At 52.9% G+C, this 17,210-nt stretch carries 11 protein-coding genes; 4 read left to right on the forward strand and 7 right to left on the reverse strand.

The window, feature by feature from the left end; all coding sequences use genetic code 11:
* The first annotated feature begins 15 nt into the window (after positions 1-15).
* Positions 16-414 carry an FHA domain-containing protein gene (locus tag MK110_17050; protein MCH2213014.1) on the forward strand — a complete coding sequence of 133 codons (399 nt, stop codon included), beginning with the start codon at positions 16-18 and terminating at the stop codon, positions 412-414.
* Positions 415-500: 86 nt separating this feature from the next.
* On the opposite strand, the gene MK110_17055 is transcribed toward MK110_17050, so the two are convergent.
* From MK110_17055 to MK110_17075, 5 genes are all read right to left on the reverse strand, one after another.
* Positions 501-1,259 (reverse strand): segregation/condensation protein A, encoded by a 759-nt coding sequence (locus MK110_17055; protein ID MCH2213015.1) that lies wholly within the window; start codon positions 1,257-1,259, stop codon positions 501-503.
* A 444-nt stretch (positions 1,260-1,703) separates the two neighbouring features.
* Positions 1,704-3,719: a hypothetical protein gene (locus tag MK110_17060; protein ID MCH2213016.1), complete on the reverse strand. Its 2,016-nt coding sequence runs from the start codon at positions 3,717-3,719 to the stop codon at positions 1,704-1,706.
* 84 nt (positions 3,720-3,803) lie between these two features.
* Positions 3,804-4,109, reverse strand: a complete 306-nt coding sequence (locus MK110_17065; protein MCH2213017.1) for a Dabb family protein — start codon at positions 4,107-4,109, stop codon at positions 3,804-3,806.
* A gap of 92 nt (positions 4,110-4,201) precedes the next feature.
* Complete coding sequence (locus tag MK110_17070) at positions 4,202-5,716, reverse strand: Gfo/Idh/MocA family oxidoreductase (GenBank protein MCH2213018.1); 1,515 nt, start codon at positions 5,714-5,716, stop codon at positions 4,202-4,204.
* A 222-nt stretch (positions 5,717-5,938) separates the two neighbouring features.
* Positions 5,939-6,766, reverse strand: coding sequence for a hypothetical protein (locus tag MK110_17075; GenBank protein ID MCH2213019.1), 828 nt, complete (start codon positions 6,764-6,766; stop codon positions 5,939-5,941).
* 410 nt (positions 6,767-7,176) lie between these two features.
* On the opposite strand from MK110_17075, the gene lpxB reads away from it, so the two are divergent.
* Both lpxB and MK110_17085 read left to right on the forward strand, forming a co-directional pair.
* Positions 7,177-8,349, forward strand: coding sequence for a lipid-A-disaccharide synthase (lpxB, locus tag MK110_17080; GenBank protein MCH2213020.1), 1,173 nt, complete (start codon positions 7,177-7,179; stop codon positions 8,347-8,349).
* 204 nt (positions 8,350-8,553) lie between these two features.
* Entirely contained in the window at positions 8,554-10,878 is a 2,325-nt protein-coding gene (locus MK110_17085; protein ID MCH2213021.1) for an AAA family ATPase, read from the forward strand.
* 8 nt (positions 10,879-10,886) lie between these two features.
* On the opposite strand, the gene MK110_17090 is transcribed toward MK110_17085, so the two are convergent.
* Together MK110_17090 and MK110_17095 are read right to left on the reverse strand one after the other, a co-directional pair.
* Complete coding sequence (locus MK110_17090) at positions 10,887-11,873, reverse strand: NAD-dependent epimerase/dehydratase family protein (protein ID MCH2213022.1); 987 nt, start codon at positions 11,871-11,873, stop codon at positions 10,887-10,889.
* Between the two features lie 24 nt (positions 11,874-11,897).
* Positions 11,898-13,040: a PLP-dependent aspartate aminotransferase family protein gene (locus MK110_17095; protein MCH2213023.1), complete on the reverse strand. Its 1,143-nt coding sequence runs from the start codon at positions 13,038-13,040 to the stop codon at positions 11,898-11,900.
* A gap of 355 nt (positions 13,041-13,395) precedes the next feature.
* Here MK110_17095 and metH point away from each other — a divergent pair, with 355 nt between their 5' ends.
* Positions 13,396-17,169 (forward strand): methionine synthase, encoded by a 3,774-nt coding sequence (metH, locus tag MK110_17100; protein MCH2213024.1) that lies wholly within the window; start codon positions 13,396-13,398, stop codon positions 17,167-17,169.
* Positions 17,170-17,210: the final 41 nt, after the last annotated feature.

The raw sequence follows: 17,210 nt of genomic DNA on the forward strand, positions 1-17,210 counted from the left end.
CTCACGATACCGAATATGTCGGTCAGTCTGCTTGTCCAGCTGCAGTTGGGTATGTTCGTGGCTGTTTCCACATTACTTTTGAAGTGCAACGCATTTCCTGCCGGAGAACTTGAACTGCTCCCGGAACATCTTCCGGTGATTCTCGGACGCAGTCATTCAGCCGACATCACAATTGCGGACGGCCGACTGAGTCGATTTCATGCAAAAATTCAACTGAATTCAGCCGGGCAGTTCGAACTTGTCGATCTGGATTCCACGAATCTCTCTATCGTCAATGCACAGGAGGTGACCTGTTATGTCCTCAGACACAGGGATCAAATCCTGCTCGGTGACACTGAATTTGAGGTAGAGGTTCGGCTTCCTCGATTCGATCCGCATGATCAGACCACCAAAGATCTGCCTCGGATGGAGTGAACTGTCGGTCCGGTCCCCGCAGTCAGCCCGGTTCCATACGGTTCCCGACGAGAAATATTCGCACTTTACGGGGCGAATCCGTCAACTCAGATGCTCTCGTCCTCTTCTTCAGTAGCGGACGGAGCCAGAATCCAGATCTCACCCCAATCCACAAACTGTTCCGCGCGATATCTCTCGTGACGAATAAGTTCAAGAATCGCCTGAAAGATCCCAACGATGCGAACCTGGTTTTTTTCACCGTCAAAGAACGAACTGAATTCGGCACGTTTCTCCAGCTGAAGACGACGTCGAATCCGATCCTGATGGACGGAAAGTGGGGTTTCGTCCATTCGAATCGTGGTTTGTTCCGCGATCTCCGGTATCCGTACAATTCTTGTCAGAGCACTGACCAGGTCCCAGATCTCAACACCCCTTACTCGATCCGGAATTGATTTTCCAGCCCTTTCGGGTCGGTCGTCAGTGAGACGCGGGTATCGTTCGAGCCATTCGGAAGCACGCTGCTCCAACTGTATCGCTGCCTGCTTAAAACGCCTGTATTCCATCAGACGCTGAATAAGTTCGTTACTGCCCAGATCTTCGACAGCATCCGCATCAACTAGGTCCGGCTGCTCCGGAAGCACTTCCCGACTCTTAATTTCCAGCAACGTTGAAGCCACAACAATGAAGTCACCGATCAGGTCAAGATCCAGCAGTTCCAGGACCTCAAGATGCTGATTGAATTCACTTGTGATCCGTGCCAGAGAAACATCGCAGACGTCCAGTTCATGTCGGCGCACAAGATACAGCAACAGATCCAGAGGACCGCCAAAATAACCAAGATCAATTCGGTATTCCGCGAGCGTCATAGCGCAGGTTTTCTGCGAACGGTGAAGAATGACAGGAACACGTCATCAAAATTTCATTCGACCTGTTGAGACAATCAGGCTCAGCCGAACCTCCAACGAACTGCAGTTCGCCCCAAATTCGGAAGGAAGAGTATTGTCAGGTCACCGGCATCGCCGTGCAGGTCTGGTTTCGGCAAAGACTGCCGCTCGACAGAACGGCACCGGATTTATCCGCTGAGCCGAACGTCGAAGAAAAACCCGACCAACTGCCGTCATACGGCTCCGGATCTGTGACCTTCATCATCAATCGACAAAGTGTTCACTCTTACGACGCGTCCCGTGCACCCAAACGAATCCGGTACATTTGTTGACGACGATAAAATTCATCACACAATTGATGAATGTCGCAGGCCACAGATTCCGCAGCAACTACCGTCCCACAGTAAAGGGTGACAAACGCGGTCTTTATTCAGAGGACACGCATTTTTGTGAACTGCGTACCGGAACAAACACACTTGTCCATACACTGATCAGCGTGATACAGGAAATCCATGCACCGAAATACACAGTAGAGGAATCAAATTGCCATTGCAGTGAATGAGTCCCCTTATTCATCCGGACCGAACGCGTCAGCTCATCGCCCGGAAGTTCCTCAGCCGGTTGTCCGTCGATTTGTACGGTCCATCCGGGGTACATCAATTCTTTGAAGTGCAGCTCAGCCGCCTCGTTGAGCGTCACTTCAATCAAGACGTCATCAGAGGTGTCCCGCAGCGTTCTCCAATCAACCAGTGCGGAGGCTGGTTTAGATTCCAGACGCCGGCCAGGCTGCCGAAGTTCATAGAGGTAACAGGAGGCACTGCCTCGTCCCCAAATTCGGTTCAGCAACGCATCCGGTTTGGCGTCTATCAAAATCAAAAAGGAATCAAATTCATCAGCCGGTTCTGTGGTCAGCAAATGGGTCACCCCCAGTCGTCTGAGTTTGTCCATCTGAGCCCTGGAACCGAAGTCCGGTGCGTCCGGCTGTGTCTCGAGATCAAAGTCTTCACCGAAATAAACGGCCGGACCAATGCCCAGGTACTGCGGCACACAGCTGACGCGGTAAATATTTGCAACATTGGGACCACTTGCCAGGAGTCGGCATGTTCGCGGCGGCCGGTTTTGAAAATAGTTTCGGACCCAGCTGTTCTCCTGATGCATAAGGATACCAGGAACTTCAACCGCATCGGCTACCGGACGTGAGGACCACTGCAGATCATACCACGTGAACAGTCCGATCAGTAACACAGCGGGAACCAGGCGCCGCCGTCTGCCGGTCAGTGCATCCAGGGCAAGCCCACTCAGCACGGCCCCCGCGAGTGTAGCCACGATCGTATATCGGCCCGGCCCCATAAAATAGGAGAAGCCCGGCAGGTATCGTGTGATCGGAAGCAGCCAGCCAGTGGCATAAACCACGCTGACCACACCGAGCACCAGCCAGCAGCGTTGCACCGGAGCCGGAATCTTTCGGCTCTGCTGTGAGACTGAACACAGACACACCAGTGCCAGAGGAATCAGTCCCAGATAGAAGTGCGCCTCAACCGGATTCGTCTCACTGTCGATCGAACCCGGTAATTTCAACATTTGTCGGGATTCCAGAATTTCGGGAGCATGCCACCAGATCCACGAACCAACCAGCTGTGTGAGATACAACGGAGGCATGTGCCCGTACCCCGGACTGAACTCGGCGCGCACGCCTTCTCGCTGACTAACCTGTTTAAGTTCCAGTGACGGAAGCAGCTGAACAGCGCTGATTGCCAGACTGATCACAATGGCCAGAGGAACAGCAGCTGCAACACCGAAGGACGGACGATCAGTGCCGCGACGCAGAAAAAACTGGAGCCCCGCGTAGAATACGAGGCACAGCTGGTTGATAAATGCCAGAGTGAAGTGGCCCGCCAGAAGATGTGTGGAGAGAACGGTTGCCAAAAGCGCGAAACGCAATCGAGACGGTCGTAACAAAAAAGAGTGTGTGATCCAGAGTGTCAGCGGCAGCCAGACTCCCCCGATGATGGCCCATTCGAGAGAAATGCGGGCAGGAAACCAGCCATAGACAAAGACCAGAGCCACCAGCAATGATGACCAGTGGGAAATCTGCTGACACCTCGCAAATCGCCACATGAATATGAACGCCAGGGCATAATGCACAACGATGCTGACGTAGTAGGCAAGGTTGACATCCAGCAGACGATACAAAATCTGATTGGACGGATAGAACACACCCGCCTGGCTTTCCGCCAGCAACGGGTAGCCGAGGCCTGTCAGATCGTGCCACAGCGGAAGTTCGTTTCGCGAAAAACTGTCGGCAAGAACCAGCTTTTGGGGCATGAAATAGGTCCACGTGTCCCCCCCGACCAGATCGTTCCCCAGAAGCAGACCATGCCACATCAGGACCGAAAGTCCGCAGCCGACAGCGATGGCCGTCAGCCATTCGGGCAAACTCACAGTAGAGTCTGCCGCCAGCCTGCTTTGAGGAAATTCTGGCGAAGCCAATGCCGACATCAGACAGGTCTCGGTCGGTACCTGGACTTATTCCACATCCGCGTCAAACACGCGCAGTCGTTCCCAGGATTCCTTGTTTTCTCTGATAAACGCCTGGTGATTTTCCGAAACCTGATACGCATCGTGCGCTTCACGGCTTTCGAAGACAACATTTGCAGTCACGTGAAAATCGTGGTCATTGACAGGACGTTTCAAATCCGGTGTGAGCGTTCCCACCGCGAAAAACACGATCCCCTCGTGTCCGGGTAAATAATGCCGACACGAATCAATCAACTGCTGCTGATTCACCGAAGACGGATCTTTCAGAGTAAAATAAACCATATGTGAAAGCACGACAGCATCCTGGACAAAAGACCTGATCGCCGTGGACCGTCGATCAGAAATTTACTGAACAGATAAACAGGGTACGCTTCGGAAGTCCGGGATCAGACATTCTCTGCAGAAGGACACTCAAATCCCTTCCGATACTCACGAGACAGGTACTGATTCGCAGCAGAATTGTTGGTGAACAATTCACGTTCAGGATCGAATTCCAGTTTCGGTCCCAGTGACAAAGGATATTTTTCCAGATCAACACCATTCGCCTGCAGATGTTTGAGCGTCCGCTGCAGCGTGGCTTCGTTGTCGTCCTGGCTGACCACGTCTTTCAAAGCACCAGAAATTTCATCAGCGGCCACATGATTTTGTTCACCCATGTAATATGAAATATTACCCAGATGACTGATGCCGCCCGACAGGTGACCTTCCCGAACGTCACCATTCAGATCCTCAACATTGCGACTTTCACAGGCATCCAGGAAATTCCCAAAGTGATCACCGCCACCGACGAATTTTTTGTCCTCAATTGGATTTAAGTCTCTGTCGAACACGACACAGCGTGAGTAGGACTGTTGCACTACGTATCCTTCGGACCCGTAGAAAATAACGCCTATCTTGTTACCTTCTGTTTTCTGGAACAACCTGTTGATTTCGTCATCATCCGAATGATTGACACCCAGGCCGCGTGTTTCGAACACAATGCATTTATCTCCATAGTCGTATATGGAAACCTCCGTATTCCCCGTGTCACCGGCATCAACATAGTTGGGGTCATTCCTTTCTGCCTGGTAACCCAGTCGACCGCCGTAAGTCAGGATTGTCGACGGATGCGTATCGATTCCCAGGCCCCATCGGGCGATATCAGTCTGATGAGGTCCCTGATTTCCCAGGTCTCCATTTCCGTAATGTCGCTGCCAGTGCCAGTCATAATGAAATCGTTTGCGCGTGTTTTTCGGGTCAGTGTATGTTGCCGGTCCACACCAGAAGTTGTAATCGACGTTTGACGGAATCGCGTAATCACCCAAAGCATCGATTGCTTTACGACGTTTGTAACAGAGACCACGCGCAAACGTACACTCACCAATTCCACCATCCGCAATAAACTGCACTGCGTCACGTATTGCTGAACGCGAACGGCACTGCGTTCCGACCTGACACATCCTTCCGTATTTTCGTGCTGCTGCGATCATCGCCGCGCCCTCTGCGATGTTGTGGGAGACAGGCTTTTCAATATATGCGTCTTTGCCTCGTTCCATGGCCCAGATTGCTGACAGAGCATGCCAGTGATTGGGCGTTGCAGAACTCACAATATCGATGTCGTCATTTTCGAACGCCTTTCGCATATCCGTATAAATCGCCGGACGAATCCCCTGTTTCGTCTCAATCTCACTGGCTCGTTTTGCCGCGACATCCTCATCGACCTCCACAATCGCACGAACTTCTGTACGTGGGTCATTCAGCCAACCTTTGATATGGCTTCCGCCGCGACCTCGGACTCCCACCACGCAGGCACCAATTCTATCGTTGGCCGATATTCCCGCTCTACCGAAAGCCGGAGTTGTAAATGCCGCGCCTGCAACTGCTGTGGTTTTGAGGAAATCACGACGATCGAGTGTAAACATGGTTTCGTCCTACTCAGGGAAAACAGCACCCGTCACTTTTCTTCACGACGGCCAGAAACGTCGTACAAGGTACGAGAGTGCCGATTTCAGCAACAATGAAATTCAGATTCGCAATGTCAGAACCTGTTTGCGAAAAACACCAACACCTCGATTGAATCGTATTAACCGACACGATTCAAGCGAGAACGGGATCCTTAGGCGTCTCTACCGGAATCGACGCCATCAACGCTGACTCAGGAGGACAGCTTCCTGGTATCGCCTTAGTGGCAGACTGCGCTGTGAAGTGTCCCGAGCAGCTGAATCCCAGACCTGGATCAGATGCAGGTCATCAGGGTTCAGACCGGCAATGAACTTGTGACTGGCCCGCAATGTCACCGACTGTTCGGCGTTAAGCTCCCGAAAAACGTGAGTTGGCAGTCGTTCATGCCTTCGAAGTTCATCATTCAACAGTCTGCGAGGTTCCGGAAACATGCTTTCAGGATGCAGGACGTAGTTGAGTCGCGAGATAAGATCAGCGTATTTCAGATACTCCGCCACCTGATCCAAATCATCCCATCTGTGGGTCCGGACGCGATATCTCCAGGAATCTGACGTCATTTCGAGTAACCCGGTTTTGACGTCGAATCCGGTCTCAAAGGACGGATCGAGCTGGAATTGCAGACTGCGAACAACCTTCGCCGCATCCGATTGAGTCGATCGGGTCAACTCGTGCAGATAGCGTTTAGATTCTTTGCGGTACGAATCCATCAGATGTTGAATCTCCTCAAAATGTCCTTCCGTCCTGATCTCCCGCGCCGTGTTCAGAATCGTGAACATTCCCGCCGACGAATTCAAAATAATCACCTCATCAGCCGCTTCCACATAATCATAAACCGTTCCGTTTTGGAAGAGCGTCACGCTGCTGGAAAGACGGGATTCAACAGCTCCACCGTTTGCCGCCCCTTGAGCAATCCTGTAAACCTGTGTCTCAACACGTAGTCCCTGGGCAGGTGCCGCAGAAACCCGGCAGATCACAAACAGACAGAAAAATATCCGACAAACGTGCGACATAGGATGTGAACCTCCGAACGATTACCGCGGCAACCCTGACACCTGAATCTAACAGCGTTTGTCAGTCGCGGACAGACGATGCGTGGACCGCTCTGCAGGAGAAGCAATGCCGGACCAAAAACGCCGCAAACAAACCGGCAATTCATGCCACTAACGAGCCGGTCAAATCTGGTAAGACAGAAGCGAAGAACACCATGACAATATTCCGGTCACTGCTGTTTCAGAACAACGATATAATCCCAGGAACCCGTTTCCAACAGATCTGGTCCTCCACCTGCTTACTGCTCACACGTCCGGTTTCCGGAAAACACACGGATTAATCATCGTCTTGACGACGATCTGTCGCAGCTCTAATCTGCTGACGGTTTGTGTTCGACCGTCAGCGACCTTCGCCATCATGGACGAATGACATGCGAATCTTTATTTCAGCCGGCGAGCCGAGTGGCGACGAGCACGCGGCACTGCTCGTGCGTGAACTGAAACTTCGTAATCCCGACTTGTACTGCGATGGATTCGGCGGTCCCGAAATGCGGAAACAGGGATGCCGTCTGCTGCATGAAATGACCGAAAATGCCGTGATGGGCTTCCTGAGAGTCGTTCCTCTGCTGGCCCATTTTCGTCGGCTGGTCAAACACGCCGAAAATCATCTCAGAGACACCCGGCCGGACGCAGTGGTACTGGTCGACTTCCCTGGTTTCAACTGGTGGATCGCCCGTGCAGCCCGCCGGCTTGGAATTTCGGTTTACTATTATCTCCCTCCCCAGTTATGGGCCTGGGCACCGTGGAGAATTCGTCGAGTGCGAAAATGGATTGACCATGTCATCTGTACTCTCCCCTTCGAATTTGACTGGTATGCCAGCCGCGGTGTGAATGCAACATACGTGGGACACCCGTTCTTCGATGAGGTCGCGCACCGAAAACTCAACCCGGAAACACTCAAAACCCTGAAAACCGCAGACACTGATCAGCGCGTCTTTGCTTTACTGCCTGGATCCAGATCACACGAAGTGGAACACAACTGGCCCATCATGCTGGAAATCGCTGCACGTGTCCGGCAGGTTCATCCCGGGATCAAATGGATTGCCGGATGCTATCGAAAAGAACATCAGTTGAGATGTGAGGAATTACAACGTAAAAGTGAATTACCACTGACCATTCATTACGAAACCGGTCAAACATCGGAAGTCATCGAAGCAGCACACGCCTGCCTGATGGTGAGTGGATCTGTGAGCCTCGAATTACTGGCACGTCGGACTCCCGGTGTCGTCCTTTATCGTACCGGAAGGATCATGCGGTTTATCGGCAAAAGGGCACTCCGATGCCGTTTCGTCACGTTGACCAATCTCATGGCGAACGAAGAACTGATGCCGGAAATAATCTCCAGTGGAAATCCAGCCGGAGATATCCGCCGCATATCAAAGATTCTGGTCGAGTGGGCTGGCAATGCAGATGCACTCAATGCCCGGCGGAAGCAACTCGAGATTCTGGCCGGCAATACCGCACTTACCGGAGCCACTACTCGTACCGCGGAACTGCTGCTTGAGAAAAATCAGAGTTCGCAGACTGAAGAGATGGCGGCCTGAGCCCGGCCTGCCGAACGACAGTCCCACGGCTGATATTACCGCCGGCAGGATTTGAACAGCAAGATCCTCAAGATCCTCCATTTTGCGGTTCGATGTTTGTGAGAGAACCGGTGCGCATTTGCACCGGCAGCTTTTGCCGGACCTTTTCCTGGCACCTCAGGTGCAGGTACACGGATGTACGAGCAGCACTTCGGTTTTCAGACGATGCCATTCTCCGTCACCCCGGCGGCGTGGCAATTTTATGAATCGGAATCATCCGACTCTGTGCTTCCCGCGATTCTGCACACGATGCAGGCGGCAGCAGGTGTAGCTGTGGTCACCGGTCCCGACGGCGTCGGCAAAACGGTGCTTCTTAACCATGTTCAGGCAATACTCAGCCGACAGGGACAGGCGGTTGTCCTTCCCGGAATCTCATTAAAAACTACAGAGGATCTGTATCTGTGCATCCGACGAATCCTGAAATCCGAGGATACTGAATCTGTGACCGCGGGCTCCGGCCGCTGGGACATCGTCGAACGACTGCAGACATCCGCAGAGTTTTGGGGGCCCATCGCACTGCTGGTTGATGATGCACAATTCCTGTCCGCCGAACTGTTTAACGAACTGAAATTCCTGCTGGAACAACGTACAAGCTCACATCCGATGTGTCGTCTGTTTCTCGCGGGTTCACATGCACTTGAAGAAACCCTGGCCCAGCCCGCGATTTCGGGATTCGCTCAGCGGATTCGAACATACAATTTTCTTCAGCCCCTGCGTTTAAAGGAATCCGTGGAGTACATCAGGAGTCGGATCGAATACGCAGGCGGTTGTATGACCGACTGTTTTGACACCGATGCCGTCGAAGCGGTTGTTGATGCGGCCGATGGAAATCCACGGTGCGTGAACCTGCTGGCCGATGAATCACTGCTCACCACCTGTCGCGATGGAAAACATCGAGTCACACGAGAATGCGTTCATAAAGCACTCCGAGTTCTGCAGCATCTGCCGCATACCTGGAACATCTCGGTCGATCAATCATCCACTCCGGATGATGCTGTAACAAACGCTCCGATCCGCGATACATTTTCGGACGGTGTGATCGAGTTCGGGGCCGAACCGGATTCGGGATGCATTGAAACAGAACACACAGTTGCATCAGTACCGACGGGAATCATCAATTCGCAGGAAACCGTTGAGCTGTCCGGTGAACATGATACGGAAGAATCGTTTGACAGTGAATCATTTGAGGATCTGCCTCCGCTGGATGAACTGGTATCCGATCCGCGACCGGACGATCTGATAGAAAACGAACCGGAAAGTTTCCGGTCTGACTATCAGCAGACCGTCGACAGTGAATTCAGCGTTGACGCCGACTATGTACTCGCTGACCTCGAATCCGTGGGCGAACCGGCCATGGATATCGATGCAGACCTTGATCAGCGTCTGATTCATAACGCCGATGCCGTGATGCACGCCGGTACACATAATCAAAATACAGTTCCGGACTTCAACGAACTTCTGGCCGGTTTCAGCAGATGGTCACCGCCCGGACGCTGGCCGGCTGTCTGGAATGAGGGCGACGAACTGGTCCGGTACTGGGCACGTCTGGAATCATCTGATCGAAAAACCCGGGAATTTCACAGCATTGTCAGCGAACAGCCCGCACAGTCGTCTCAGGTGCAGAAGTACGAAATCAACATTCCTCCCTGCGAAGTGCCTCTGCCCTTATGGCCGCCGCAGCCGTCCGGTATTGGTCCGGTCAACCCCGTTCCTGTCAACGGACCGCCGGAATCCACGCCAATTAAAGCGGTTGATTTTGAAAACACTGCGGAACCCACATTTCCTGGCAGTTTAACGACAGTCCAGGAATCCTGTGCTCCGCAAATCAATGCCGCAGAAAATTGTCAGCATTTACTGAACCATCTCACAAATCAGGACATTTCTGCCGGTGATCATGAATCGGACGCCACCGCCAACGTGACAGAAACTGATGTGATTCCGCTGAGACTCGCCGGAACCTGTGTCGATTCGCAACAGGAAACTGAAGCCGATGAATCGTTCAGGGAAAAGACTGCGATCGGCGCACCTGTGTGGACAGAACAGGTCGAACCAAATCGTGTCACTGAACGACTGGAACGACAGACCAATCCGGATCACAGACTTGAGGTCTCTGATGATACGATGTCTTCCCCTGCCGGGGACACCGATTTTTCTGCCGGCGAATCAGTCCTTGCTGCAGCCCCCCCCGAACAGAATCATTCATCAGAACATCTCGTTCCCCAATGTGCCGAAGAGGATCCTGCCAGTCCGACACTCGAACTGGTTCGACCAAAGTTGACAAATCGGGCACAACAGGTAGTCACGGCCCGTCCACTCAAAAAGGCAGCCGGTGCAGAAAACTATGTTCTGTATGAAGATGAATCTCTCACGTTTTCTTTGACGCCTCGGGACGAACCGGATAAATCTGGAGAGGACAAACCAGACGTTTTTAACATGCGGCTCCAGGAATTTCGCACCTTATTCACAAGAATACGCAGCCAGCAGCAGTAGCGCCACCGTCAATGCAACTGCGCCAGTTCGGTCCTCAGTTTATGCATACCTTCCTGCATTGTGCAGACCGGCGAATACCCGAAGTCCCTCACGGCTGCCTGGATACTGTAACTGTGTGAACTGGTGAGCTGAGATGCAACGAAACGTGTCAGCGGAGGCTCTCCCGGCAACAATCTCCACAGCAGCTCCATCGAGTGACCTATTCGATAGGCCGCCGCCGCGGATATCGATTTCTGAATCGGCGGTAACCCAGCAAATTCCAGAAGTTCGTCAATCCAGTTCCACAGATTAACTGCTTCAGGTTCGTTGATGAAATATGATTTTCCGGCTGCACAGGTTGAGTTCCTGAGAGAACGTTCTACCTGCAGATGTGCCGCAGCTACATTTTCCACATAGCTGACCGAAACCACATTCTTCCCGGCACCGACACGTCGTAATCGTCCCGTTTTTGCCTTACGAATCAGTCGCGGGATCAGATGATTGTCACGAGGTCCCCAGATCAGATGGGGACGCAACGATGTGGTTCGAAGTCCGTCGGCATTGGCCCGCATCACAGCCTGTTCAGCCAGCGCCTTTGAATGAGGATAGTGACAGGTCCATATCTTCGGGTACGGCAGTGATTCATCTGCATCCCGATGGTCATTTCCATCAAACACAACACTGGGGGAACTCGTATAAATCAGACGGCTGACACCGGCATGTCGGCATGCCTGTATCACGTTCTGGGTACCCATCAGGTTGATGGAGCGATACGTTTCCCAGCGGCCCCAGATTCCGGGAATTGCGGCGATGTGGAACACGGCATCCATGTCCTCGCAAACAGCAGTCACAGCAGCTGCATCACGAATATCCCCCTGGACGACCTGTACGCCTTGACGGCTCAACGCATCGTAACGGCCTCGACAAAAGACCCGCACCTTGTGACCGGCACCCAGTAGCTGTTCAACCACATAACGTCCAAGAAATCCTCCACCACCTGTGACCAGTGCCTGCATCAGCAACGCTCTCGATATATGGCCCTATGAACTTTCGAATGCCTGTCGCAAATCAGAAATCAGATCCTCAGGATCCTCCAGGCCCACAGAAATCCGGACAGTGCTGTCAGTGATTCCCGCAGCCGTTCGTCCTTCCTCCGACATCGATGCATGACTCATCGTGACCGGAAAACTAATGAGACTTTCGATACCCCCGAGTGACACACCTACGTCAAACAGCTTCGTCTCCATACAGACACGTTCGGCAACCGACCGTCCCTGTTTGACGTCGAAACTAAGCATGGCTCCGAATCCATCCTGCTGCCGGCTGGCAAGCGCATGCTGAGGATGCGACGCCAGACCCGGATAGTAAACTCTTTCAACCGCAGGATGTGCTTCCAGCCACTCGGCAATTTTGCGTGCTCCGCGCTCCTGAGCTTCCATGCGGCAGCCCAGTGTTTTAACCCCTCTCAGAACCAGCCAGGCATCGAATGGAGAGCAGCCCATGCCCGCCGCATTACAGATCCAGCTGATACGTTCCGCCAGCTTGTCCTCTTTCGCGATCACTGCTCCTCCGACCACATCCGAATGTCCGTTGATGTACTTGGTCGTTGAGTGGACCACGATGTCAATACCAAACTCAAACGGACGTTGCAGATAGGGAGACAAAAAGGTGTTGTCGCACAGTGTGAGCAGACCGGACTGACGACCGATCTGTGCCACCGCTGACAGATCAATGACCTTCATCATGGGATTGCTGGGAGTCTCGATCCAGATCCCTCGCGTTTTCGAAGTCACCGCGCTGCGAACCGAATCCAGGTCCGTCATATCCAAAAACGTAAACGTCATTCCTTTTTCGACCAGAAACCGACTGATCAGTCGGAACGTACCCCCGTAAACATCTGCAGGAACAATCAGATGATCATCCGGTCCGAACAGTGACATTGCACAGTGGACGGCTGCCATTCCCGTACAGGTGGCCACACATCCGGCGCCGCCTTCCAGAGCAGCCAGATTTTCCTGCAGCGCATCTCGAGTCGGATTCCCCGATCGCGTGTAATCATAACCGGAGGTTTCCTCCAGATTGTTCCAGTAGAACGTCGAACTGGGATAGATCGGTGTAATGACGCTGTTGTACTGCTGGTCCTTGTGAACACCTGTATGCACAGCTTTTGTCTGAAAACGCATCGGCGGGAATTTCGGCTGATGGTAAAACGAACAGGTAACACTCACAATTATACTGAAATACCGTAACAGTGACGGATAACCCGACCGGCAAACGACCGATCGAAGTACGTTCCGGCAATCAGGAAGCCACATAGACAGCGATTAACGTCTGTTAGTTCCTGGTATCGATCAAAACCACTGATTTCTTCGGCAAAATGTTCAACTCTGTGACACGGTTTGATTCGCAGTGTAGCCCGTCAGGGACCGTCCGATAAACTACAGTCACTGTTTCAGGACCTCGATCACTTTCCACGCGGTTACCGGTCACCTGAATTCTTCCTGGCAACCAGACACCTTCCGGCAAGATCCTCGTGAAATGAATACCAGACCCGACATTTGTGAACTGCTGGACCAGCGGATCCTTGTCATCGACGGGTCAATGGGTGCGTTGATCATGTCACAAGAACCGGATGAAGCATTTTATCGGGGAGAGCGGTTCAGGAATCACCACATCGACGTGAGAAATGCCACGGACCTGCTGGTACTGACTCAGCCACAGCGGATTACCGAAATCCATCAGGAGTACCTCGATGTCGGAGCCGACATCATTGAAACCGACACATTTAACGCCAATGTCATCTCACTGGAAGAATTTGAGCTCTCACATCTGACTCGCGAAATCAACAGGGTCGGAGCTGAACTGGCCCGATCCGTGGCCGACAGAACGACCGCGGCCAATCCGGGCAAGCCACGATATGTGGCCGGCAGTATTGGACCGACTAAAGTTCAGCTGTCTATGAATGCTGACGAGCCGGGCACCCGACCGTTCACTTTTGACCGGATGGTCGATTCCTATGCGGAACAGATTCGCGGACTGATGGAGGGCGGTGTTGACCTGTTGTTGCCTGAAACCAGCTTCGACACTCTCAATCTAAAAGCGTGTCTGTTTGCAATTTCCGGAGTGTTCGAAGAACTGGGCCGCGAAGTCCCCGTGATGATCTCCGGAACTGTCTTTGCAGGTGGTGTCACACTCCTTGGCCAGACGGTGGAAGCTTTTTATACCTCCATTGAACACTTCCCGTCGCTGAGCGTCGGACTCAACTGTGCCCTGGGGCCTAAGGAAATCAAACCCTATCTTGAAACACTGTCCGGAATGGCAACCCGCTACGTCACGTGTTACCCGAATGCCGGTATGCCGGACGGTATGGGAGGTTTCGACAGTAATCCTGCTGAAGTTGCATCAATGATGCACAGTGTTGCCAAAGCGGGCCACGTGAACGTGGTTGGCGGCTGTTGCGGAAATACGCCCGAATATATCCACCGGATCACCGAAGCAGTAGACGGGATTGCCCCCCGCAGAATTCCTCAGGGTAACGGGTGGTCCACCTATTCCGGATTCGACTGTCTGACACTGCGTCCGGAAACAAACTTCCTAAACGTCGGCGAACGCACCAACGTCACGGGATCACGAAAATTTGCCCGGCTGATTCGTGAAGAAAAATACGACGAAGCCATCAGCATTGCCCGAAATCAGGTGGAAGGCGGCGCCAATGTCATTGACGTCAATATGGACGAAGGATTGCTGGACGGTCCGCGCTGTATGCAGAAGTTCCTGTGGCTTCTTCATGATGAAAATATCCGCGTGCCGATCATGATCGACAGTTCCGACTGGGACGTCATTGTCTCGGGACTCAAATGCGTTCACGGAAAGAGCATTGTCAACAGCATCAGCCTGAAGGAAGGGCAGGAAAAATTTCTTGAACAGGCTCGCACCGTTCGTCGCTACGGAGCGGCGGCGATTGTGATGGCTTTCGACGAAACCGGACAGGCCACCACCTGCGACGATAAAGTGCGGATCTGCCGGCGGGCCTATCGCCTGCTGACAGAGGAAGCGGGATTCCCACCGGAAGACATCATCTTCGACCCCAATATTCTGACTGTCGGAACCGGCATGGAAGAACATGCCAACTACGCAGTGGAATTCATAGAAGCCGTGCGTCAGATCAAAAAGGAATGTCCAGGAGCGAAAACATCGGGCGGTGTGAGCAACATCAGTTTTAGCTTTCGGGGAAACAATATTGTCCGTGAAGCCATGAACGCAGCGTTCCTGTATCACGCGGTCGATGCCGGTCTTGATATGGGAATCGTCAATCCAACTCAGCTGGAAGTCTACGATGAAATTAATCCAAAACTGCTGGTCTACGTCGAAGATGTGCTGCTCAATCGCTGTCCCGATGCCACCGAACGGCTGATTGAATACGCAGAAACCGTCAAAGAAAAAGCGGCAGGAATCACAAAGACTCAGGAGTGGCGAAACGGAACAGTCGAAGAGCGTCTGAGACATGCTCTGCTGAAAGGCATCACCGATTTCATCGAGCAAGATACAGAAGAGGCGCGTCTGAGTTACTGTCGTCCGCTGGACATCATCCAGGGACCGCTGATGGACGGAATGAACGTAGTGGGAGAGTTGTTCGGTGCAGGAAAAATGTTCCTTCCTCAGGTGGTAAAGTCCGCCCGTGTGATGAAGAAATCCGTCGCATGGCTTGAACCGTTCATGGAAGCCGAAAAAGTGGCCGGCGATGACCGCAGTCGGTTCAATGATGACGAACTGTTTATCGGTACGCGGGATGAAGCGGTTGCAATTGTCCAAGCCGCCGGGCTGAAAACGGAAACTGCTGACTCCACAGGCAGTAGTCGCGGGACGTTTCTGATCGCCACAGTGAAAGGAGACGTTCACGACATCGGCAAAAACATCGTCGCCGTGGTTCTGCGGTGCAATAACTTCAGGGTCATCGACCTGGGTGTGATGGTACCGTGTGAAACCATTCTGGAAGAGGCAAAAAAATGTAACGCCGACATCATTGGACTCAGCGGTCTCATCACACCGTCACTGGGAGAAATGATCGTGGTGGCCCGTACGATGCAGGAACAGGGCTGGAACGTGCCGCTGCTGATTGGGGGGGCGACCACCAGCGCAAAACATACGGCGGTCAGAATCGCACCGGTCTATGATCATCCGATTGTGCATGTTGGTGATGCGTCTCTGTCTGTGGGGGTCGTGGAAGCCCTGTTGGATTCCGATTCCAGACCGGCGTTCGTACAGCAGAATCTGGATTCTCAGGACCGTGCTCGTGCCGCCTTTGGACAACGGCAGCAGGCCACCCTGATTCCGTACAAAACAGCTCTGAAACAACGATTTACTCCGGACTGGAATCCCGCTGATCTTCCACAGCCTTCCTTCACCGGAACCAGGCTCACTGGTTCTCTGTCACTGACCGAACTGGTGCCCTTTATCGACTGGTCACCTTTCTTTTCCTCCTGGCAGCTGGTTGGGAAATATCCTCAGATCTTCGACGACGACATCATTGGCGAAGAAGCCCAAAAACTGTTTAACGACGCTCAACAGCTACTCAGGCAGCTGTTGCAGAACAGGAGTCTCCAGGCGCAAGCTGTTTACGGGTTTTGGCCCGCCAACAGCAGCGGAGACGATATCGTTTTATGGACGGACTGTTCACGTTCAGAAAAACTGATGGAATTCCCCATGCTTCGGCAACAATGGGAACGCAAAGGGCAAAACGTTTTCCGTTGTCTGTCGGACTACGTTGCCCCACTGAATGAAGCCGTGTCCTACCCCGACTACATCGGCGGATTTGCTTTGACTGCCGGTCATGGATGTGATGAACTGGCCGGTGAGTTCGAATCCGCAGGAGACGATTATCAGTCAATTATGGTCAAAGCACTGGCTGACCGCCTCGCCGAGGCATTCGCTGAGTACCTGCATCAACGTGTGCGCCGGGAATGGGGATACGAAACGTCTGAAGATCTGTCGCGAGAACAGCTGATCAAGGAAGAATACCAGGGCATACGCCCGGCATTCGGATATCCGTCGTGTCCCGATCATTTGCCAAAACGTCGGTTGTGGGAATTGCTCGATGTGGAATCTTCTGTTGGTATTAAATTGACGAGTTCCTGTGCCATGTGGCCGGCCGCCTCCGTGTGTGGCCTGTATTTCTCGCATCCCCGGAGCCGTTATTTCAGTGTCGACCGCATTACAAAGGATCAGATCGAAGACTACGCACGTCGCATGCAGATGACCGTCAAAGACACCGAACGCTGGCTGGCCCCCAATTTGGGCTACGACCCTGCCTGAGCGGGATCGATGGTCTGTCTGCCGGAACAAAGTAACACCGC

The sequence above is a fragment of the Fuerstiella sp. genome, from assembly GCA_022447225.1.
Taxonomy (GTDB): Bacteria; Planctomycetota; Planctomycetia; order Planctomycetales; family Planctomycetaceae; genus S139-18.

Bases quoted from the DNA above. Each gene is read 5' to 3' on its own strand.
- MK110_17055 (MCH2213015.1), bottom strand. From the start codon at position 1,259: ATGACGCTCGCGGAATACCGAATTGATCTTGGTTATTTTGGCGGTCCT.
- MK110_17095 (MCH2213023.1), bottom strand. From the start codon at position 13,040: ATGCGTTTTCAGACAAAAGCTGTGCATACAGGTGTTCACAAGGACCAG.
- metH (MCH2213024.1), top strand. From the start codon at position 13,396: ATGAATACCAGACCCGACATTTGTGAACTGCTGGACCAGCGGATCCTT.
- MK110_17090 (MCH2213022.1), bottom strand. From the start codon at position 11,873: ATGCAGGCACTGGTCACAGGTGGTGGAGGATTTCTTGGACGTTATGTG.
- lpxB (MCH2213020.1), top strand. From the start codon at position 7,177: ATGCGAATCTTTATTTCAGCCGGCGAGCCGAGTGGCGACGAGCACGCG.
- MK110_17075 (MCH2213019.1), bottom strand. From the start codon at position 6,766: ATGTCGCACGTTTGTCGGATATTTTTCTGTCTGTTTGTGATCTGCCGG.
- MK110_17085 (MCH2213021.1), top strand. From the start codon at position 8,554: ATGCCATTCTCCGTCACCCCGGCGGCGTGGCAATTTTATGAATCGGAA.
- MK110_17050 (MCH2213014.1), top strand. From the start codon at position 16: ATGTCGGTCAGTCTGCTTGTCCAGCTGCAGTTGGGTATGTTCGTGGCT.
- MK110_17070 (MCH2213018.1), bottom strand. From the start codon at position 5,716: ATGTTTACACTCGATCGTCGTGATTTCCTCAAAACCACAGCAGTTGCA.